The sequence below is a fragment of the Nocardioides sp. Soil805 genome, assembly GCF_001429625.1.
GTDB lineage: Bacteria > Actinomycetota > Actinomycetes > Propionibacteriales > Nocardioidaceae > Nocardioides.
This window is the reverse complement of the sequence record NZ_LMSU01000001.1, coordinates 1,541,671-1,561,587: the sequence shown is the minus strand read 5'-3', so window position 1 is coordinate 1,561,587 and position 19,917 is coordinate 1,541,671. Positions and strand designations below refer to the sequence as shown.

The following is a 19,917-nucleotide window of genomic DNA, read 5'->3' as shown; positions in this document are numbered from 1 at the left end:
TTGGATGGAATGTACCTCCATTCGAACCGGGCGACCGCGCTGGCAGCGTTGGTGCTCAGCTTGTCCCTCATGACCGCGTGCGGCTCCGACGACTCCGGGAGCGACTCCGGCGGCGAGTCCGACGGTGGCGGCGACGTGGCCCTGACCATGCTCCCCAAGAACCTCGGCAACCCCTACTTCGACACCAGCACCAAGGGTGCCGAGGCAGCGGCCGAAGAGGTCGGCGCGGCCATCGAGCAGGTCGGTCCCGAGACCGGCGACGACCCCGCCGGACAGGTGCCCTTCATCAACACCGTCGCCCAGCAGGGCGCCGACGGCCTCATCGTGTCCGCCAACGACCCGGAGGCGATCTGTGACGCCATCGGGGAGGCCCGCGACGCGGGCGTCAAGGTCGTCACCTTCGACTCCGACACCAACCCGGAGTGCCGCGACCTCTTCATCAACCAGGCCACCTCGGAGGGCATCGCCGCCAAGCAGCTGGAGCTGATCTCGGAGCAGATCGGTGGCGCCGGTGAGATCGCCATCCTCTCGGCAGCGGCCAACGCCACCAACCAGAACGCCTGGATCGAGATGATGGAGGCAGAGCTCGAGTCCAACCCGGACTACGCCGACATCGAGCTGGTCGACACCGTCTACGGCGACGACCAGGACCAGAAGTCGTTCGACCAGACCGAGGCGCTCCTCCAGAACCACCCGGACCTCAAGGGCATCATCTCGCCCACCACCGTCGGGATCGCTGCCGCGGCGCGCTACCTCTCGGAGTCGGAGGCCAAGGGCAAGGTCATGCTGACCGGTCTCGGCACCCCGAACCAGATGCGGCCGTTCGTCGAGGACGGCACCGTCGAGGCCTTCGCCCTGTGGAACCCCGCCGACCTGGGATCCCTCGCGGTCTACGCCACGACCGCCCTGGTCAACGGTGACATCACCGGCGAGGAGGGCGACACCTTCGAGGCCGGTGAGCTCGGCGAGTTCGAGGTCGGCGCCGACGGCGTCGTCCTGCTGGGCGAGCCGTTCACCTTCGACGCGGACAACATCGGCGACTTCGACTTCTGATCGCCCCAGCCCGAGCGAAGCGAGGGCTGGAGAAGACGATCAGGTTGAGGAGGGTCCCGCAGACCCGAACGTGTGAGGGGCTGCGGAACCCGTCTCGAAACCTCAGTCACGTTTCGAAACGGGCCCCTGGGGCCCTCCTCAACCGGCGACACCCACCACCCGCGATCGACGAGGAGGCGTGAGCCTGCCATGAAGCGCTACTGCTTCCAGCTCCAGGTCAAGCCGGACCGCATCGAGGACTACACCCGTGCCCACGCGGCCGTGTGGCCCGAGATGGTCCGGGCGCTCGCCGAGACCGGCTGGCACAACTACTCGCTCTTCCTGCGCGAGGACGGGCTGCTCATCGGCTACGTCGAGAGCGACGACCTCGCCGCGGCGCAGCGCGCCATGGCGGCCACCGAGGTCAACGCCCGCTGGCAGGCCGCGATGGGGGACTTCTTCGTGGACCTGGAGGTCCCTCCCGACGAGGGGTTCCTCCTCCTCGACGAGGTCTTCCACCTCGAGGACCAGCTCGCGGCGGCCGACGCCGCCGCCCACCCCAGCACCCCGCCCACCAGCAGGACGAAGGATCCGTCATGACCGTGTTCGCCGACATCGCCCCCACCCTCGAGGCGCTGGCCATCGAGGTCCCGTCGTGGGCCTACGGCAACTCCGGCACCCGCTTCAAGGTGTTCGGCAGCCCGGGGACCCCCCGCTCGGTGCAGGAGAAGATCGCCGACGCCGCGACCGTGCACCGCTTCACCGGCCTGGCGCCGAGCGTCGCCCTGCACATCCCGTGGGACCGGGTCGACGACTTCGCCGCCCTGGGGTCCTACGCGAAGGAGCACGGCGTCGTCCTCGGCACCATCAACTCCAACACCTTCCAGGACGACGACTACAAGCTCGGCAGCCTCACCCACGCCGACCCGGCCGTGCGCCGCAAGGCCGTCGACCACAACCTCGCCTGCATCGAGGTGATGAACGAGACCGGCTCCCGCGACCTCAAGATCTGGCTCGCCGACGGCACCAACTACCCCGGCCAGGGCGACATCCGCGCCCGCCAGGACTGGCTGGCCGAGGGCCTCGCCGAGATCTACTCCCAGCTCTCCGAGGACCAGCGCCTCGTGCTGGAGTACAAGTTCTTCGAGCCGGCGTTCTACCACACCGACGTCCCGGACTGGGGTACGTCGTACGCCCACTGCGCCGCCCTCGGCGAACGCGCGATGGTCTGCCTCGACACCGGCCACCACGCGCCCGGCACCAACATCGAGTTCATCGTGGCGCAGCTGCTCCGGCTCGGCCGGCTGGGCTCCTTCGACTTCAACAGCCGCTTCTACGCCGACGACGACCTCATCGTCGGCGCCGCCGACCCGTTCCAGCTGTTCCGGATCATGGTCGAGGTCATCCGTGGTGGCGGCTTCGGCCCCGGCAGCGACGTCGCGCTGATGCTCGACCAGTGCCACAACATCGAGGACAAGGTGCCCGGCCAGATCCGGTCGGTCCTCAACGTGCAGGAGATGACCGCCCGCGCGCTGCTGCTCGACGCCGAGGCCCTGGCCGCGGCCCGCGCGTCCGGTGACGTGCTGGCCGCCAACGCGGTCTTCATGGACGCCTTCTACACCGACGTGCGCGGCGACCTCGCGACCTGGCGCGCGGAGCGCGGCCTGCCGGCCGACCCGATGCGCGCCTACCTCGACTCGGGCTACCAGCAGCAGATCGAGGCCGACCGCGTCGGTGGCGCCCAGGCCGGCTGGAACTGACGCACCCCACCCCCTACGCACGAATCGAAGGACAACACCGTGAGTGACCTCAACCCCGCCGTCGCCGACCTGGTGGAGCGGTCCAACCGCCTGGGCCAGGACCCCAAGAACACCAACTACGCCGGTGGCAACACCTCGGCCAAGGGCGTCGAGACCGACCCCGTGACCGGCGAGGACGTCGAGCTGCTGTGGGTCAAGGGCTCCGGCGGCGACCTCGGCACGCTCACGGCCGGCGGTCTCGCCGTGCTGCGGCTGGACCGGATGCGCGCGCTGGTGGACGTCTACCCGGGCGTGGAGCGCGAGGACGAGATGGTGGCGGCGTTCGACTACTGCCTGCACGGCAAGGGCGGCGCTGCCCCGTCGATCGACACCGCGATGCACGGGCTCGTGGACGCCGCGCACGTGGACCACCTGCACCCGGATTCCGGTATCGCCATCGCGACCGCCGCGGACGGTGAGGCGCTCACCCAGCAGGTGTACGGCGACAAGGTGGTGTGGGTGCCGTGGCGCCGGCCGGGCTTCCAGCTGGGCCTCGACATCGCCGCCATCAAGGAGGCCAACCCGCAGGCGGTCGGCTGCATCCTCGGCGGGCACGGCATCACCGCGTGGGGCGAGACCAGCGCGGCGTGCGAGAAGAACTCGCTGTGGATGATCCGCACCGCGGAGCGCTACATCACGAAGCACTCGAGGAAGGACCCCTTCGGCGCCCGGCTCAAGAAGTACGAGCCCCTGGCCCCGGCGAAGCGTCGGGCCCGCGCCGCTGAGCTCGCGCCGCTGCTGCGTGGCGTCGCCTCCCAGGACCGGCCCATGGTCGGCCACTTCACCGACGACAAGGTCGTCCTCGACTTCCTGGCCAGCCGCAACCACCCGCGCCTGGCCGAGCTGGGCACGAGCTGCCCGGACCACTTCCTGCGCACCAAGGTCAAGCCGATGGTGCTCGACGTGCCGCCCACCGCGTCGCTGGACACGGTCCGCGAGCGGGTCGCGGAGCTGCACGAGGCCTACCGCGCCGACTACGCGGCGTACTACGACCGCAACGCGAAGGCCCTCGGCGGGTCCTGGCCCGCGATGCGCGGCGCCGACCCGCTGGTCGTCCTCGTGCCCGGGGTCGGGATGTTCAGCTACGGCAAGGACAAGCAGACCGCCCGCGTCGCCGGCGAGTTCTACATCAACGCGATCAACGTGATGCGCGGCGCCGAGGGGCTCTCGACGTACGCCCCGATCGACGAGTCGGAGAAGTTCCGCATCGAGTACTGGGCGCTCGAGGAGGCCAAGCTCCAGCGGATGCCGGCACCCAAGCCGCTCGCCACCCGCATCGCCCTGGTCACCGGCGCCGCGTCCGGCATCGGCAAGGCCATCGCGGTCAAGCTCGCCGCGGAGGGGGCCTGCGTCGTCATCGCCGACCTGTCGCTGGACAAGGCGCAGGCCGCGGCCGCCGAGATCGGCGGCCCCGACGTCGCCGTCGGCGTGCGGGTGGACGTCTCGGACGAGCGGGCCGTGCAGGCGATGGTGGACGCCGCGGTGCTCGCCTTCGGCGGCCTCGACCTGGTCGTCAACAACGCCGGGCTCTCGCTGTCCAAGTCGCTGCTCGACACCACCGTGGCCGACTGGGACCTCCAGCACGACGTGATGGCCAAGGGCTCGTTCCTCGTCTCGAGGGCGGCCGCGCGGGTGCTCATCGACCAGGGACTGGGCGGCGACATCGTCTACATCTCGTCGAAGAACTCCGTCTTCGCCGGCCCCAACAACATCGCCTACTCCGCGGTCAAGGCCGACCAGGCCCACCAGGTGCGGCTGCTGGCCGCCGAGCTCGGCGAGCACGGCGTCAAGGTCAACGGCGTCAACCCCGACGGCGTGGTCCGCGGCTCCGGCATCTTCGCCGGCGGCTGGGGCGCCCAGCGGGCGGCCGTCTACGGCGTCGACGAGGAGAACCTCGGCGAGTTCTACGCCCAGCGGACGCTGCTCAAGCGCGAGGTGCTGCCCGAGCACTGCGCCAACGCGGTCTTCGCGCTGTGCGGCCCGGAGATGACCCACACCACCGGCCTCCACATCCCGGTCGACGCCGGCGTGGCCGCCGCGTTCCTGCGCTGAGGACGGGGCTGTCGTGACGGAGCTGCGGGTCGCCGCCGTCGACCTCGGCGCGACGAGCGGCCGGGTCATGGCGGCGCGCGTCGGCGCGGACCACCTGTCCCTGGAGGAGGTGCACCGGTTCCCCAACGGCGGGGTCCCGGTCGGTCGCTCCCTCTTCTGGGACATCCTGGGCATCCACCGCGAGGTGCTGGGCGGCCTCGGCCGCGTCGCCCGCTCGGGCCCTCTGCACGGGATCGGCATCGACTCGTGGGCGGTCGACTACGGCCTCCTCGACCGGGACGGCGAGCTACTCGGCAATCCCTACAGCCACCGCGACGCCCGCACGGCCGGCGTCCCGGAACGGGTCGCCCGGCAGGTCTCCCCGCAGGAGCTGTACGCCGTCAGCGGCCTGCAGGAGCTGCCGTTCAACACGGTCTTCCAGCTGTACGCCGCCCGCGGCACCGCTGCCCTGGAGGCGGCCGACTCACTCCTCCTGCTGCCGGACCTGCTGGGCTACTGGCTCACCGGCCGGATCGGCGCCGAGCGCACCAACGCGTCCACGACCGGCCTGCTGGACATCGCCTCCGGCACCTGGTCGAGCGACCTCGCGGCCCGCCTCGGCCTGCCCTGGTCGATCCTGCCGCCGCTGCGGGACGCGGGCTCCGTCGTGGGACCGGTGCGCCCCGAGGTGGCCGCGGACCTCGGCCTGGACGCCGACGTGCCGGTCATCGCGGTCGGGTCCCACGACACGGCGTCGGCCGTGGTCGCGGTCCCGGCCGACACCGCCGGCTTCGGCTACATCTCCTCGGGCACCTGGTCCCTCGTGGGGCTCGAGCTCGAGCGGCCGGTGCTGAGCGAGGACGCCCGGCTGGCCGACTTCACCAACGAGGGCGGTGTCGACGGCACGGTGCGGTTCCTCAAGAACGTGACGGGACTGTGGGTCCTCTCGGAGTGCGTCCGGGCATGGAAGGGACGGGGCACACCGGCCACCGACCTCGCGTCCCTGCTCGCCGGGGCCGGCACGGCGACCCCGCTGCGCACGGTCGTGGACATCAACGACCCCAGCCTGCTCCCGCCGGGCACCGCGACCGACCCCATGCCCGAGCGTGTCGTGGCGCTGGCCAGGGCGGCCGGGGAGCCCGTGCCCCAGTCACCGGGGGAGATCGCCCGGTGCGTCCTCGACAGCCTTGCCCTCGCCTACCGCCGACACCTGCGCACAGCCGCGCGCCTGGCCGGGCGTGACCTCGAGGTCGTCCACGTCGTCGGCGGCGGCTCGCAGAACCACCTGCTGTGCCAGCTCACCTCCGACGCGCTGGGCCTGCCCGTCCTGGCGGGACCGGCGGAGGCGGCGGCCCTCGGCAACGCCCTGGTCCAGGCCCGCACGCTGGGCGCCGACCTGCCCGACCTCGCCGCGATGCGCGCCCTGGTGCGCCGGACCCACGACGTACGACGCCACGACCCGCGCCCCGGCCTCGACTGGGACGCCGCAGACCGCCGTGTCGCCACCCCCACCCACCACCAGGAGACCTCGTGGACCGAACGCCGTTGACGTCGGGGTGGTCCCGGACGACCGATCTCGTGGCAGGGTGCCCGACATGAGAGTCGCGCTGCTCGTCACGTGCATCAACGACGCCCTCTACCCCGACACGGGCAAGGCGGTGGTCACGCTGCTGCGCCGGCTGGGGGTCGACGTCGACTTCCCGACGGCGCAGACGTGCTGCGCACAGCCGATGGTCAACACCGGCTACCTCGACGAGGCCGTGCCCGTCGTGCGCACCTACGTCGACGCCTTCGCCGGGTACGACGCCATCGTGACGCCGAGCGGCTCGTGCGCCGGCTCGGCGCGGCACCAGCACTCCATCGTGGCCCGCCGCTCCGGCGACCCGGCCCTGGAGGCGGCGGTCGCGCAGACCGGGCCGCGGACCCACGAGCTGAGTGAGTTCCTCGTCGACGTGCTCGGCGTGACCGACGTCGGGGCCTACTTCCCGCACACGGTGACCTACCACCCGACCTGCCACTCGCTGCGGATGCTCGGGGTCGGGGATCGGCCGCGGCAGCTCCTCGAGAAGGTGCGCGGCCTGACCCTCGTCGACCTCCCGCAGGCGGAGGAGTGCTGCGGCTTCGGTGGAACCTTCGCGGTCAAGAACGCCGACACCTCGGTCGCGATGGGCTCCGACAAGGCGCGCCACGTCCGCGAGACCGGCGCCGAGATGGTGGTGGCCGGCGACAACTCCTGCCTCATGCACATCGGCGGGCTGCTCTCGCGTGAGCGCTCCGGCGTACGCCCCGTGCACCTCGCCGAGATCCTCGCCTCCACCGAGGACTCCGAGGGGCGCAGCGACGGCCCCGCCGTCGGCGCACGGGCGGGGGAGCGGGCATGACCGGCGGCACGTTCGTCGGGATGCCGGCGTTCCCCGAGGCCGCGCGCGCCGCGCTCGGCGACACCCAGCTGCGCCACAACCTGGCCCACGCCACCCACACCATCCGCGACAAGCGGGCCCGGGTCGTCGCCGAGGTCGAGGAGTGGGAGGAGCTGCGCGTCGCCGGGACTGCCGTCAAGGAGGCGGCGCTGCGCGACCTGGCCACCCACCTCGAGCAGCTCGAGGCCTCCCTCACGGCTCGCGGGGCGACGGTCCACTGGGCCCGCGACGCCGCCGAGGCCTGCGCGATCGTCGCCCGGGTGACCCATGCCCACGGTGCCGACGAGGTGGTCAAGGTCAAGTCCATGGCGACCGCCGAGATCGGCCTCAACGAGGCGCTCGAGGCCGAAGGGATCGCCGCGTGGGAGACCGACCTGGCCGAGCTCATCGTGCAGCTCGGCGACGACCTGCCCTCGCACATCCTGGTCCCGGCGATCCACCGCAACCGCGCCGAGATCCGGGAGATCTTCCGGCGCAGGATGGGCGACGTCGGCCGGCCTGCCCCCGACGACCTCACCGACGAGCCCTCCGTCCTGGCCGCCGCCGCCCGGGCCCACCTGCGGGAGAAGTTCCTGCGGGCCAAGGTCGCCGTCTCGGGCGCCAACTTCGCCGTCGCCGAGACCGGGACCCTGGTGGTCGTGGAGTCCGAGGGCAACGGTCGGATGTGCCTGACGCTGCCCGAGGTGCTGATCAGCGTCGTCGGCATCGAGAAGGTCGTGCCGACCTGGCGCGACCTCGACCCGCTGCTCCGGCTGCTGCCGCGCTCCTCGACCGGCGAGCGGATGAACCCCTACACCTCGATGTGGAGCGGCGTCACGCCCGGCGACGGCCCGCAGGAGGTGCACGTCGTGCTGATCGACAACGGCCGCACCCGCGCGCTGGCCGACGACGTCGGCCGCCAGGCCCTGCGCTGCATCCGCTGCTCGGCCTGCCTCAACGTCTGCCCCGTCTACGAGCGGGTCGGCGGACACGCCTACGGCTCGGTCTACCCCGGCCCCATCGGCGCGATCCTCAACCCCCTGCTCAACGGCGTCTCCGACCCGCAGACCGCGTCGCTGCCCTACGCGTCGTCGCTGTGCGGCGCCTGCTTCGAGGTCTGCCCCGTGCGCATCGACATCCCGTCGGTGCTCGTCGACCAGCGCGCCCAGGTCGTGGACAGCCACCGCGGCGACGCCGTGCCCAAGCCCGAGGCCGTCGCCATGAGGGCCACGGCCTGGGCGTTCAGCGACGCCCGCCGGCTGCGGTGGGCGCACCGCGCCTCCGGCGGCGCCGGCCGCGTCCTCGACCGCCTCGGTCGTACGACGCTCCCGGGCGGACGCCGGGCGGCCGGCAGGTTGCCCGGCCCGGGCGCGGCGTGGACGTCCGCGCGAGACCTGCCCGCACCGCCCGCGGAGTCGTTCCGTGCCTGGTGGCAGCGCACCGACGGAGGACGACGATGACCAGCGCCCGCGACGAGATCCTGGCCGCGGTCCGCGCCGCGCTCGACGGCGTCGAGCCGGCCGGCCCCCTGCCCCCTCCTCCCACGGTGCGCCCGGTGGACGACCTGGTCGGCCTCTTCGTCGAGCGGGTCGAGGACTACCGCGCCGTGGTGACCCGCTGCGCCGCCGACGAGGTCGCGGCCACCGTGGCCGCCGCGCTGGCCGGCGGCAGCGCCGTCGTACCGTCCGGGCTGGGGATCGAGGTGCCCGGCTCGGTGGTCGACCCATCGACAGGCTCAGGACACCGCGACGGGCTCTCCGCCACCGACCTGGACGGGATCGACGCCGTGGTGACCGCCGCCCGCGTCGGCATCGCCGAGACCGGCACCATCGTGCTGGACCACGCCGAGGACCAGGGCCGTCGGGCGATCAGCCTGGTGCCCGACCTGCACGTGTGCGTCGTGCGCGCCGACCAGGTCGTCGCCGACGTCCCCGACGCCGTGGCCCTGCTGGACCCCGCGCGCGCGCTCACCTGGATCAGCGGGCCGAGCGCCACCAGCGACATCGAGCTGGACCGGGTCGAGGGCGTGCACGGCCCGCGGACGCTGCACGTCGTGCTCGTCGAGTGAGGGTCGGCCAGCCGGCCCGAGCGACCGCCCGCCACCCGTGATCGATCACCGAGAAGGAGCCGCCCGTGGGCACGAGCGCGGAGGCCTGGGACCTCGTCGTCGTCGGGGCGGGGCCCGCAGGGGCGGCGACCGCCGTCGGTGCCCTCGCCGAGCACCCGGCGATGCGGGTGCTGATGCTCGACCGCAGCGACTTCCCGCGGGACAAGTCGTGCGGCGACGGCATCGCACCCCAGGCGCTGGACGCCCTCGCGACGGTGGGCGCCGGCGACGTCGTGGACGACTGGACCCCGCTCCGGGACCTGGAGCTGTCGCACGGTGAGGTCCGCGTCGCGGGGCCGATGGACCGGCCGGCCCGCGTCGTCCCGCGGAAGGTCTTCGACGCCCGCCTCGTGGAGCGCGCCGTCGCCGCCGGAGCCACGCTGCGCCGGCACCGGGTCACCTCGCTCACCACCTCGCCGCTCCTGGTCTCCGGCGACATCGCGGCGAGCGTGGTCGTGGGCGCCGACGGTGCACACTCCCTGGTCCGGCAGACCCTGCTGGGCCGCGGCCGCGACTCCCGCGCCCTGGCGATCCGCGGCTACGCACCGACGACGCCCGAGCTCCGGGGACGGCAGGTCATCCGCTACGGCGACCGCCGCCAGCCGTCGTACGCCTGGGCCTTCGACCGCGGCGACGGCCTGCTCAACGTGGGGTACGGCGAGCTGCTCCCGCGCGAGGGCGAGCGGCGCGAGCCGCCGAGCCGGGCCGTGCTGCTTGAGCAGCTCGAGGTCCTCATCCCCGGCGCCGCGTCCTCGGGCAGTGGCTGGCGCGGTCACCACCTGCCCCTCAGCAGCTGGCTCTGGCGTCAGCCCGACGGCCCCGTGCTGCTGGCGGGTGACGCCGCGGGACTGGTCAACCCGATGACGGGCGAGGGCATCTACTACGCGGTGGCGACGGGGATCCTGGCGGGCCGCACCGCCGCCCGCACGGTGCTCTCCGGTCGTTCGGACGACGCGGGCGCCGCTCATCGCCGCGACGTGCGACGGCTCTTGGCGCAGCACCTGCGCCACACGTGGCTCGCCGCCCGGCTGGCCCGGTCACCGCTGGTGGTCGACGCCGGGATTCGGGCTGCGGCACGCGACCGGCGCGTCTTCGACACCCTCGTCGCGCTCGGGCTCGGGGACGGTCTCATCCACCCACGGCTGGCTGGCGGGCTCCTCGGCGGGCTCGTGCGCAGGTGACCCGGTCCCCGGGCGCCGCGAGGCACCGCGCGACTCAGGCGTGCTGCGTGGCGAGGAGCGCGACGAACCGGTCCTCTGGCATCGGCGCGCCGGGCAGGTAGCCCTGGGCGAAGTCGACGCCCTCGACCCGCACGACCTGGAGGATCCGCTCGTCGGAGACGAACTCGGCGACGGTCTGCTTGCCGAGGTCGCGGGCGATCCCCACGATTGAGCGCAGGATGGTGCGGTCGATGTCCGACTCGTGGCAGTGCGAGATGAACTGGCCGTCGATCTTCACGTAGTCGAAGAGCAGGTGCTTGAGGTAGGAGAAGGAGCCGAAGCCGGCCCCGAAGTCGTCGAGGGCGAACTTGCAGCCCAGCGCCGACATCCGCTCCGCGAACTCGCGGGCCGCGACGAGGTCGGCCACCGCGGCCGTCTCGGTGACCTCGAGGATGAGGGCGCCGGGGTCGACCCCGTGCCGCTCCAGGGACTGCCGGATGGTGTCCTCGACGTCCGGGCGGCCGATCGAGTGTCCGGAGAGGTTGACCTCGAGCCGCAGGTCGGGGCGGCTGCGCCGCAGCCGCGCCAGCATCTCCACGGAGTGCCGCACGACCCACGCGTCGATCTCCGGCATGAGACCGACCCGCTCGGCGACGGGCAGGAAGTGCAGCGGGGGCACGATCTCGCCGTCGAGTCGCATGCGGAGCAGCACCTCGGCGGCGGTGACCTCACCCGTCGCCAGCTCCACGATGGGCTGCAGGTGGAGCTCGAAGCCGTCGTGGGCGAGGGCGTCCTCGATACGGGCCTGCCACTCCAGGCGGGCGCCCGACAGCGGCTGGTGCTCGCCGCCCTCCGCCAGCGCTGCCGACTGGTTGCGGCCGGCCTCCTTGGCGTCGTACATCACCAGGTCGGCCAGGGCGAGGGGGTCGAGGTCGTGCTCGGCCGCCGCGGCGAAGGTCACCACGCCGACGCTCGCGGTCACCCTGCGGCGCGCCCCCTCGAGGCCGGAGGCGTGGTCGCGGATGCGTGCCACCACGGCCGCCGCGACCACATCGGCCTCGGAGCGGTCGGCCTCCGGGAGCAGGATCGCGAACTCGTCGCCCCCGAGCCGGGCCACGGTGTCGCTGGCGCGCAGTCCGTCGCGCAGCACGGCGGCGACGCCCACGAGCAGGTCGTCGCCGGCCGCGTGCCCCACGGTGTCGTTGACCTGCTTGAAGTGGTCGAGGTCGAGGAGCAGCAGCGCGCCACGCTGGCCGTAGCGCTGGCACAGCCCGACGTGCCGCTGCAGGGCCTCGTCGAACGCGCGCCGGTTGGGGAGACCCGTGAGGGCGTCGTGGTGGGCCAGGTGGGCGAGGCTGGCCTCGTAGCGACGCCGCTCCGACATGTCGAGGACGTTGACCAGCACGAGGTCGTCGCCCGGGTCGTCGTGGGACAGCAGCCGGCCGCTGAGCAGGACGTGGACGACCTCGCCGGAGGGGTCCAGGACGTCGAGGTCGGCCTCCACCGCTGCTCCGGCAGCGTCGAGGACCCGGGAGAAGTAGTGCTCCACGGCGTGCGCCTCGCCGACGGTGGCGAGGTCGGGCAGCTCGGACCCGACCAGGCGGTCGGCGCTGCGGCGCAGGAGCTTCGCCACGGCCGCGTTGGCCCGCACCACCCGGCCGCTGCGGTCCAGCGCCAGCACCCCGTGCGGCGAGCCGGCGATCAGCCGCTCGGTGCGCTCGGTGGCCCGGACCAGGGCCGCCTCGCGGGCGCGGGTGGCGCTGACGTCGCGGGCCAGGATCATCGCCTTCCGGTCGTTGCCCGCCCCCGGAAGGGCGGTCACGAAGACCTCGTGGAGCTCCCCGGAGGGCGTGTAGGTCACCTCCGCCGTGCCGGACACGCCGACCAGTGCGCCCTCGACGAGGGGACCGAGGACGCGCATGGTGTCGGCGTCGGACACCTCCTCGAGGACCCGTCCCTCCGAGTCGCGCAGCCCCTGGCGCATGGGCCCGCCCCCGGCGACGAGGAGGACGCGCTGCTCGTCGTCGACCAGGAGCACCGTGGTGTCGGGCAGGTGCTCCACGAGGATCCGCCACTGGGTCTCGGCGAGGGCCAGCGCCTGCTCGGCCTCGAAGGTCGCGGTCGCGTCGACGGCGACCCCGAGGTAGCCGGTGACCTCGCCCGTGGCGCCGTGCAGCGCGGTGACGGCGAGGCGGACGTGGCGCCGGGCGCCGTCGGAGCGCACGTAGGTCCACGCGCGGCTCGGCGCGCCGGCCAGGGCCACGAAGACGTCGAAGCCCGGCTCCACCCCGAGCTCGGCAGCGGCCTGCCGGACCTCGTCGGCGTCGTGGAAGGCCGCCGGTGTCGCCTGGCCGACCACGTCGGACGCCGACCGGCCGAGGAGCAGCTCGGCGCCGGGGCTGAAGGAGCGGATGGTCCCGTCGACGTCCGTCGAGATGATGCTGGTCAGGCTCGCCCCGCGCATGATCTCGTCCATCTCGGCGGCCGCCCGGGCGACCCGGTCGGTCTCGGTGGCCAGCTGGCGCACGAGCCGGTGCACCACGGGCGCCACGAGGGCCGCGATCGTGGTCCAGAGCAGCGCCCGGCGCCAGTCGGTGTCGGGATAGGTGGGCGCCCCCACGACCAGGAGCGGCACCGTGAAGGCGGCCGCGGTCAGGACGGCGCCGACCACCAGGTCCCGGCGGGTGCCGGTGAGGGCCAGCCACAGGATGGGCAGGACGACGAGCGGGGCCAGCCCCGAGGCCGAGCCGCCGCTGGCGTCACGGGCGAGGGCGAAGACGATGAAGAAGAGGTACGCCGGAGCCGAGTCCAGCCACGAGCGGTGCGTGCGGCGGAGTCCGAGCAGCAGCAGGACGATGACGCCCGCCATGAGGGCCAGGGCGACCCAGGGCTCCACCGTCCCCCCGGAGGTGGGCGCGGCCGCGAAGCTGATCCCCCCGACGAGGGCCACCGCGGCGAAGGGCCACGACAGCTGCCAGGTCGGTCGCGGGAGGTGCACCCGCGCGACGTCCTTCACTTCTTCCCCGAGACCCACCCGCGCATCGTCCCATCCCACGGCCGCGTGAGGCGGGGGATTGCTCAATCCGTTGTGGCGCACCTCACGCACCGGCGGGCGGTGGGGCGGGCCTCCAGGCGGGCGACGGGGATCGGCTCGCCGCAGCGCTCGCAGGTGCCGTACGACCCGTCGTCGAGCCGCGCGACCGCCCGGTCGATCTCGGCGAGGTGCTCACGGGCCTGGGCGACGAGCGCACCGACCTGCGAGCGCTCGAAGGCGATGGTGGCCCCCTCGGGGTCGTGCTCGTCGTCGGCGTTGGTGTCGAGCGAGGCCGCGACGATGGCGTCGTGGTCCCCCGTGAGGGCGGCGAGCCGCGCCAGCACCGTCGCCCGCTCGGCCTCCAGCCGCGTCCGTACCTCGTCCACCCGTCCATGCTGTCACCCCGGACCCGACAGGATGGGGCCCATGAGCGCCTACTGGATCAGCACCTACCGGGAGATCATCGACGAGGACAAGGTCGCGGCGTACGCCGAGCTGGCCGGGCCGGCCCTGCGGGCGGCGGGTGGCACGTTCGTCGCGCGGGGACTGCCCGAGCAGACCTACGAGGCCGGCGAGTCCACCCGCACGGTGGTCATCGTCTTCGAGTCGGTGGAGGCGGCCCGCGCCGCCCACGACAGCCCGGCCTACTCGGAGGCGCTGGCCGCCCTCGACGGCGGTGCGGTGCGCGACATGCGGATCGTGCCTGGCGTGGCGTGAGCCGCGCGCAGTGATTCGAGTGGCGTGAGCCGCGCGCAGTGATCCGCGTGGAGTGATCAGCGTGGAGTGACCCCGGACGGGCGATCGGCGCCACGGCCCTGCAGCGGACCGTGGCACCGACGACCCCCGAGGCCCCGTGCCTCCGGTTCAGTGGGGCGTCCCACCGCCGAACACGCCGAGCTCGTAGCTCTGCTCCGCGTGCACCGCGGCGTCGATGCCCGCCACCTCGTGCTCCTCGACGACCCGCAGGCCCATCGCGGAGTCGAGCACCGTGGCGATGGCGAAGGTGACCACGAAGGAGAAGACCAGGACGGCCAGGGCCCCGATCACCTGGCGGCCCAGCTGGTCGACGCCGCCCCCGTAGAGGAGCCCGTCCACGCCGGCCGGCGCCGCCGCGGTGGCGAGGAAACCGACCGCCACCGTGCCCCACAGGCCGCCGACCAGGTGGACGGCGACGACGTCCAGCGAGTCGTCGTACCCGAAGCGGAACTTGGCGCCGATGGCCAGCGAGCACAGGACCCCCGCGACGGCGCCGACGGCGATCGCGCCGAGGGGGGACACCGACGAGCAGGCCGGGGTGATGGCGACCAGGCCCGCCACGACACCGGAGGCGGCCCCCAGCGACGTGGCGTGGCCGCCGACGACCTTCTCGGTGGCCAGCCAGGCCAGGCTGGCGGCGGCGGTGGCGACGAGGGTGTTGACCCAGGCCACGGCCGCAGTGTTGTTGGCCGCGACGGCGGAGCCCGCGTTGAAGCCGAACCAGCCGAACCACAGCAGGCCGGCACCGAGCATCACCAGGGGCAGGTTGTGCGGGCGCATCGGCTCGGCGCCGAAGCCGCGCCGCGTGCCCAGCACGATCGCGAGGGCCAGGGCCGCCGCGCCGGCGTTGATGTGCACGGCGGTGCCGCCGGCGAAGTCGATGGCCGCGAGGTCGTTGGCGATCCAGCCGCCCACGTGGTCGCCGAGGGAGAAGTCGAAGACCCAGTGCGCGACCGGGAAGTAGACGAGCGTGGCCCAGATGCCGGCGAAGACCATCCAGCCGCCGAACTTCATCCGCTCGGCCACCGCGCCCGACACGAGGGCGACGGTGATGATCGCGAAGACCGCCTGGAAGCCGACGAAGGCCATCGCCGGCAGCCCGCCCTCGGTGGAGGTGAGGTCCTCCATGAGCCCGCGCAGCCCGGCGTACTGGAACGGGTCGCCGAGCAGGCCGCCGCCCACGTCGTCGCCGAAGGCCAGCGAGTAGCCGTAGAGCACCCACAGGACGCTGACCAGGCCGAGCGCGCCGAAAGACATCATCATCATGTTGAGCACGCTCCGCACCCGGACCATGCCGCCGTAGAAGAGCGCGAGGCCGGGCGTCATCAGCAGCACGAGGCTCGCGCTGGTGAGGATCCAGGCGGTGTCGCCGGTGTTGACCATGGTGACCTCCTGAGGTCGTGGAAGGGATCCGTGCTCCCGAGGCGCACCGTGCCCACCACGATCGGGCCGTCGTGTTCTCCCTGACGGCCGGCGGGGTTTCGGGCCGGTTACCGATCGGGTGGCCGGATGACGGGCGTGTGAAAGGTGGTGGGATTCGACCGTCTCGCCCCGCGGCGTCCTCCATGCTGTTGTCCTGAGGGCATGTGTCCACGCGGGTGATGGGGTCTCGGGACCGCCGGACGCTGCCGCAACGCACTGTGTGTGGAGGTCCCGATGACCGAGTACGACGCCGGCACGCCCGCTCCGCCCGCCCGCCGCTTCACCGTGGCCGCCGACGGCACGGTCTCCGGGGACGACGGTGACTCCGGGCGACTCGCCGTCTCCCTGCGCTACGCGTGCCGGGTGGCCGGACAGCTCGAGTTCCTGACCGGTGCCGGCGACCTCGAGTGGGTCAGCACGGTCAGCAGCACGGCGGTGACCGCCCGGGTGGGCTGGAGCCTGGCCCGCGAGGTCACCCTCTCCGCCGAGGTGGAGGGCGGCGCCCCGCGACCGCCCAAGGAGTTCACCGTCGTCGGCGGCTCCGACGTGCACGCCGCCCTGGCCCACTGCATGCAGCGGGTCCGCCAGATGCTCGGCACCCACTGGGGTGCGGTCATCACCGGCGACAAGCGGGTCGTGGGGGCCGCCGTGCCGCAGTCGGGCGGCGGGGTGCTCGACTCGATGGCGGCGCTGCCGGAGGTGGGGATCCGGGCCCTCGCGGTCCTCGGCGCCCTGGAGGAGCGCTACCGCGAGACGTGCGTGCTTCTCGACTACGCCCACGGCACGCTGCTGGTCGCGGCGATCGGCGACCACGCGCTCTACGCCTTCGCCGACAAGGTCGACACCCGGGTGGTGGCCGAGATCGTGGACGAGGTGCGGGCGGTCCTCTCGCCCGACGACCTCGCCCGCGCCGACACCATCACGACCGGTGGGACGGCGGCCGACTCCCTCCTCGGCGGGACCGAGCCGGTCCCGTCGCCCTCCGAGCCGGCCGGACCCCCGCCGACCGGGATGCGCTACCGCAACGTCCAACCGCGCCAGTCCCGGTGGGGACGGCGTCGGGAGCAGGGCCGGGAGTAGGGCCACAGCGCGTGCCGGTGACCCGCTGGCTACGGTGGCGACGACACGAGCACCGGACGAGCGGGGAGGTGGCGGGCGTGGGGGCAGGTCACGGTCACGGCCACGGCCACGCGGGTGAGCGGCACCGGTGGCGGCTCGCGGTCTCCTTCGGGCTGATCGCCGCGTTCTTCTCCGTGGAGCTCGTCGTCGGCCTCACGTCGGGCTCGCTGGCCCTGCTCTCGGACGCCGGTCACATGGCCGCCGACGTCGTGGCCCTCGGTGCCGCCCTGGTGGCCACCCGGATCGCCTCTCGGCCGGACACCACGGGACGCCGTACCTACGGCTCCTACCGTGCCGAGGTCTTCGCCTCCGGCCTCGCGGTGCTGCTGATGCTCGGGGTCTCGGTGTACGTCGTCGTCGAGGCGCTCGGCCGGCGCGACAGCGACGTGGCGGTCGCCTCCACCCCCATGCTGGTCGTCGGCGCGCTGGGGCTCGTGGTCAACCTCGTCGCGCTCCTGCTGCTGCGCGGCGGCGCCGAGGAGTCGCTCAACGTCAAGGGCGCCTACCTGGAGGTGGTGGCCGACACCCTCGGCTCGGTCGGCGTCCTGGTCGCGGGCTGGCTGGTGGCGGCGACCGGTGACGGGGTGTGGGACACCGTGGTGGCCCTGCTCATCGGCATCTTCGTCGCGGTGCGCGCGGTCCTGCTCGGCCGCCAGGTGCTCGCGGTCCTCGGCCAGCACGTGCCGGCCGGGATGGAGGTCGAGGTCATCGCCGCCGACCTCGCCGGGCTCGCGGGGGTCGCGGACGTGCACGACGTCCACGTGTGGACCCTGACGTCGGGGATGCACGTCGCCACCGCCCACCTCGTCGCCGAGGAGGGGCAGGCGCAGCGGGTGCTGGACGACGCTCGCGGGCTGCTGCGTCGCGAGCACGAGATCTCCCACGCCACCCTCCAGGTCGAGTCGGCGGCGTCGCGGGAGTGCCACGAGCTCGACTGGTGAGCCCGACCGCTGGGGCGTCGCCCGGGGTCGGGCGGCATGCTGGGGGCATGCGCTTCACCGAGCACGAGCTGACCCTCGCCCTCACGGCCGCCGCCAAGCCGGTCGCCGCCGCCCAGCGACGCGGCGGCCTGCGCAGGAGCCGCCTGGACCCGGACGTCGTCTGGACCGAGCTGAGCGGGTACGAGCGCTACCAGGTCCTCGACGCCCTCGGCGGCCAGCTGCTGCCGGCGCTGGTGGCGCTGCCGGACGTGGAGGTCGAGACAGGCGCCCGGCCCGTCTTCACGGACGCGCAGGTGAGCGCCGCGGTCGAGGAGACGCTGGGCGACGTCCCCGGTGGTCGCGTACGCCGCAAGGTCGTCGTCGCCGCCCGCGTCGCCCTGGTGCGGGCCGCGCTGGCGGGGCTCCCGCCGCGCAGCGACCCGGACACGCTGCAGGTGCCCGACTCGCTCTGACGCGGGCTCGCCTCCTCAGGCCGGGTGGTCGTCCTCGTCCTCGTCGGGCAGGTGCGGGTCGGCCAGGAAGTACTGCGTCAGCGCCCCGTCGTCCTTGCGCTCGTGGTGGTGCAGCGGCTCGGGCACCATCCGCCCCTCGGCGACGTCCCAGAAGCCGTCGACCCGGCGGGCGACCGTCCGGGCGACCCGGCCCGGCATCCCCTGGTGGGGGATGTAGGGGTGCGGCCGGGTGGGGGCCGACAGCTCGGCCCGGTAGAGCCGCTCGCCCCAGTCGGGGTCGCCGTCGGTGCGCGTGTCGGCGATGTCGGCGGCCAGTGCGGTCTCCAGCGCACAGGTCTCGGCGAGCTCGCGTCGTACGTCGCTCCAGATCGACTCCCACGGCCGCCGCACGGCGTACGTCGACCCGTAGAGCTTGGCCTTGACCTGCGACAGCGCGATCTCGAAGCGGCGGCTCTGCGCGATGTACTCGTGGGCGCGCTCGGACCCGTCGGCGACGTGGCTGCGCGCGGCGGGCACCAGGACGGCCAGCGAGGCGGCGTTGTGCCGGCTCGCACTGGCCAGGAACGTGTCGATGGCGGGGTACTGGTCGCGCGGGTGCTCGGGGTCCGTCGTCGGACGCGCGACCGCGGCCAGGTCCAGGCGCTCGACGAGCATCTGGTGGGTGACCCGGAGACCGGGGACGAGCGTGTCCATCGTTGACTCCCGACGCGGCCGGGCGGGCGCCCGGCCCGTCCTCCAGTCTGCGCCTCGCACGGGGACCGGACAAGGGCAATCGGTCCCGACAGGCATGATGTGCGCCGTGTCCCGTGTCCTCGCCCTGCTCCTGACGCCGGTCCTCTCCCTGCTGCTCGCCCTGCCGCTGTCCGGCGCGCCGGCGAGCGCCACCGACGGCGGCACGGACGCGCCCGTCGCGGCCCGCGACTTCTCGGTCACCGCGCACCGCGGTGGCCCGACGCGGACCCTCGGTGAGAACACCATGGCGGCGTTCCGGCACTCGCTGCGCGCCGGCGCGACCGCGATCGAGACCGACGTACGCCGCACCGGGGACGACGAGCTCGTCGTCCTGCACGACAGCGGACTGGGCCGCACCACCACCTGCACCGGCCCCATCGGCGCGTGGACGCGCCGCCAGCTGGACCGCCAGTGCCTCGAGCGCACCGGCCGCCGGCCGATCCCGCACCTCGAGGAGCTGCTGGCGTTCGCCCGGGACCGCGCCGAGGGCGGCCGGCCGTTCTCGCTGATGCTGGAGCTCAAGGGCAGCAACTGGTCGACGACCCAGGTACGCCGCGTGGTCAACCTCGTCAAGGACGCCGGCCTCGTCGAGCTCACGGCCCTCTCCTCGCTGCGGGCCACGGTCCTGGAGCGGGTACGCCGCCTCTCGCCGCGGATGGGCAACCAGCTGATCGTCAGCGGCTGGCGCAAGGTCCGGGAGACCCGGGGCCGGGTCGGCGGCTACAACGTCCCGGCACGGCTGCTCACCGAGCAGCGCGTCCGCCGGCTGCACCGCGGGGGCGACGTCGTGCTCGGCGGCTACGCGCTCACCCGTGGCGAGTGGCGCACCCTCGCGCGGGTCGGCGCCGACGGCGTCGTGACCCCCGACGTCGTCGCCTACCGCGCCTGGCTGGGCTGATTCGCTGCCCCTCCCGGGGAACGAGACCGGCCGCC

The 19,917-nt window shown here is 73.5% G+C and carries 18 protein-coding genes; 14 read left to right on the top strand and 4 right to left on the bottom strand.

Annotation, left to right across the window (positions count from 1 at the left end; genetic code table 11):
- The first annotated feature begins 9 nt into the window (after positions 1–9).
- The 9 genes from rhaS to ASG94_RS07675 all read left to right on the top strand — a co-directional run bounded on the left by rhaS (position 10) and on the right by ASG94_RS07675 (position 10,549).
- Positions 10–1,053 (top strand): rhamnose ABC transporter substrate-binding protein, encoded by a 1,044-nt coding sequence (gene rhaS / locus ASG94_RS07715; protein WP_056925705.1) that lies wholly within the window; start codon positions 10–12, stop codon positions 1,051–1,053.
- 189 nt (positions 1,054–1,242) lie between these two features.
- Entirely contained in the window at positions 1,243–1,632 is a 390-nt protein-coding gene (locus ASG94_RS07710) for an L-rhamnose mutarotase (protein ID WP_056925704.1), read from the top strand.
- Complete coding sequence (rhaI, locus tag ASG94_RS07705; RefSeq protein ID WP_056925703.1) at positions 1,629–2,792, top strand: L-rhamnose isomerase; 1,164 nt, start codon at positions 1,629–1,631, stop codon at positions 2,790–2,792. Before ASG94_RS07710 ends, rhaI begins: the two co-directional genes overlap by 4 nt.
- A gap of 39 nt (positions 2,793–2,831) precedes the next feature.
- On the top strand, positions 2,832–4,883 hold the full coding sequence (locus ASG94_RS07700; RefSeq protein WP_056925702.1) for a bifunctional rhamnulose-1-phosphate aldolase/short-chain dehydrogenase: 2,052 nt from the start codon (positions 2,832–2,834) through the stop codon (positions 4,881–4,883).
- Positions 4,884–4,896: 13 nt separating this feature from the next.
- A complete protein-coding gene (locus ASG94_RS07695) occupies positions 4,897–6,411 on the top strand; it encodes a rhamnulokinase (RefSeq protein WP_235537166.1) in 1,515 nt (504 codons plus the stop codon).
- A gap of 46 nt (positions 6,412–6,457) precedes the next feature.
- On the top strand, positions 6,458–7,243 hold the full coding sequence (locus ASG94_RS07690) for a (Fe-S)-binding protein (RefSeq protein WP_056925701.1): 786 nt from the start codon (positions 6,458–6,460) through the stop codon (positions 7,241–7,243).
- Positions 7,240–8,721 carry a lactate utilization protein B gene (locus ASG94_RS07685; protein ID WP_056925700.1) on the top strand — a complete coding sequence of 494 codons (1,482 nt, stop codon included), beginning with the start codon at positions 7,240–7,242 and terminating at the stop codon, positions 8,719–8,721. The genes ASG94_RS07690 and ASG94_RS07685 overlap by 4 nt, the downstream gene beginning before the upstream one ends.
- Complete coding sequence (locus ASG94_RS07680) at positions 8,718–9,329, top strand: LutC/YkgG family protein (protein ID WP_056925699.1); 612 nt, start codon at positions 8,718–8,720, stop codon at positions 9,327–9,329. Before ASG94_RS07685 ends, ASG94_RS07680 begins: the two co-directional genes overlap by 4 nt.
- 65 nt (positions 9,330–9,394) lie before the next feature.
- Positions 9,395–10,549, top strand: coding sequence for an NAD(P)/FAD-dependent oxidoreductase (locus tag ASG94_RS07675; protein ID WP_056925698.1), 1,155 nt, complete (start codon positions 9,395–9,397; stop codon positions 10,547–10,549).
- Positions 10,550–10,583: 34 nt separating this feature from the next.
- On the opposite strand, the gene ASG94_RS07670 is transcribed toward ASG94_RS07675, so the two are convergent.
- Together ASG94_RS07670 and ASG94_RS07665 are read right to left on the bottom strand one after the other, a co-directional pair.
- The gene (locus ASG94_RS07670; RefSeq protein WP_156411459.1) at positions 10,584–13,562 is read right to left on the bottom strand and encodes a sensor domain-containing protein; all 2,979 of its coding nucleotides are present in this window, start codon (positions 13,560–13,562) and stop codon (positions 10,584–10,586) included.
- Between the two features lie 44 nt (positions 13,563–13,606).
- Entirely contained in the window at positions 13,607–13,948 is a 342-nt protein-coding gene (locus ASG94_RS07665) for a TraR/DksA family transcriptional regulator (protein ID WP_056925696.1), read from the bottom strand.
- Between the two features lie 40 nt (positions 13,949–13,988).
- Between ASG94_RS07665 and ASG94_RS07660 the strand changes: the two genes are divergently transcribed.
- On the top strand, positions 13,989–14,279 hold the full coding sequence (locus ASG94_RS07660; RefSeq protein ID WP_056925695.1) for a DUF1330 domain-containing protein: 291 nt from the start codon (positions 13,989–13,991) through the stop codon (positions 14,277–14,279).
- A gap of 147 nt (positions 14,280–14,426) precedes the next feature.
- On the opposite strand, the gene ASG94_RS07655 is transcribed toward ASG94_RS07660, so the two are convergent.
- A complete protein-coding gene (locus ASG94_RS07655; RefSeq protein ID WP_056925694.1) occupies positions 14,427–15,701 on the bottom strand; it encodes an ammonium transporter in 1,275 nt (424 codons plus the stop codon).
- 273 nt (positions 15,702–15,974) lie between these two features.
- Here ASG94_RS07655 and ASG94_RS07650 point away from each other — a divergent pair, with 273 nt between their 5' ends.
- The 3 genes from ASG94_RS07650 to ASG94_RS07640 all read left to right on the top strand — a co-directional run bounded on the left by ASG94_RS07650 (position 15,975) and on the right by ASG94_RS07640 (position 18,252).
- Positions 15,975–16,820, top strand: coding sequence for a hypothetical protein (locus ASG94_RS07650; protein WP_156411458.1), 846 nt, complete (start codon positions 15,975–15,977; stop codon positions 16,818–16,820).
- A 77-nt stretch (positions 16,821–16,897) separates the two neighbouring features.
- Positions 16,898–17,800 (top strand): cation diffusion facilitator family transporter, encoded by a 903-nt coding sequence (locus ASG94_RS07645; protein WP_056926367.1) that lies wholly within the window; start codon positions 16,898–16,900, stop codon positions 17,798–17,800.
- A gap of 47 nt (positions 17,801–17,847) precedes the next feature.
- Complete coding sequence (locus ASG94_RS07640; RefSeq protein WP_056925692.1) at positions 17,848–18,252, top strand: hypothetical protein; 405 nt, start codon at positions 17,848–17,850, stop codon at positions 18,250–18,252.
- Between the two features lie 15 nt (positions 18,253–18,267).
- Here ASG94_RS07640 and ASG94_RS21300 read toward each other — a convergent pair whose 3' ends face one another.
- On the bottom strand, positions 18,268–18,945 hold the full coding sequence (locus ASG94_RS21300) for a hypothetical protein (protein ID WP_056925691.1): 678 nt from the start codon (positions 18,943–18,945) through the stop codon (positions 18,268–18,270).
- A gap of 106 nt (positions 18,946–19,051) precedes the next feature.
- Here ASG94_RS21300 and ASG94_RS07630 point away from each other — a divergent pair, with 106 nt between their 5' ends.
- Positions 19,052–19,882 carry a glycerophosphodiester phosphodiesterase gene (locus tag ASG94_RS07630; RefSeq protein WP_162260793.1) on the top strand — a complete coding sequence of 277 codons (831 nt, stop codon included), beginning with the start codon at positions 19,052–19,054 and terminating at the stop codon, positions 19,880–19,882.
- The last annotated feature ends 35 nt before the right edge of the window (positions 19,883–19,917 follow it).

Bases quoted from the DNA above. Each gene is read 5' to 3' on its own strand.
- rhaS (WP_056925705.1), top strand. From the start codon at position 10: ATGTACCTCCATTCGAACCGGGCGACCGCGCTGGCAGCGTTGGTGCTC.
- ASG94_RS07710 (WP_056925704.1), top strand. From the start codon at position 1,243: ATGAAGCGCTACTGCTTCCAGCTCCAGGTCAAGCCGGACCGCATCGAG.
- rhaI (WP_056925703.1), top strand. From the start codon at position 1,629: ATGACCGTGTTCGCCGACATCGCCCCCACCCTCGAGGCGCTGGCCATC.
- ASG94_RS07690 (WP_056925701.1), top strand. From the start codon at position 6,458: ATGAGAGTCGCGCTGCTCGTCACGTGCATCAACGACGCCCTCTACCCC.
- ASG94_RS07685 (WP_056925700.1), top strand. From the start codon at position 7,240: ATGACCGGCGGCACGTTCGTCGGGATGCCGGCGTTCCCCGAGGCCGCG.
- ASG94_RS07680 (WP_056925699.1), top strand. From the start codon at position 8,718: ATGACCAGCGCCCGCGACGAGATCCTGGCCGCGGTCCGCGCCGCGCTC.
- ASG94_RS07660 (WP_056925695.1), top strand. From the start codon at position 13,989: ATGAGCGCCTACTGGATCAGCACCTACCGGGAGATCATCGACGAGGAC.
- ASG94_RS07655 (WP_056925694.1), bottom strand. From the start codon at position 15,701: ATGGTCAACACCGGCGACACCGCCTGGATCCTCACCAGCGCGAGCCTC.
- ASG94_RS07650 (WP_156411458.1), top strand. From the start codon at position 15,975: ATGACCGAGTACGACGCCGGCACGCCCGCTCCGCCCGCCCGCCGCTTC.
- ASG94_RS07640 (WP_056925692.1), top strand. From the start codon at position 17,848: ATGCGCTTCACCGAGCACGAGCTGACCCTCGCCCTCACGGCCGCCGCC.
- ASG94_RS21300 (WP_056925691.1), bottom strand. From the start codon at position 18,945: ATGGACACGCTCGTCCCCGGTCTCCGGGTCACCCACCAGATGCTCGTC.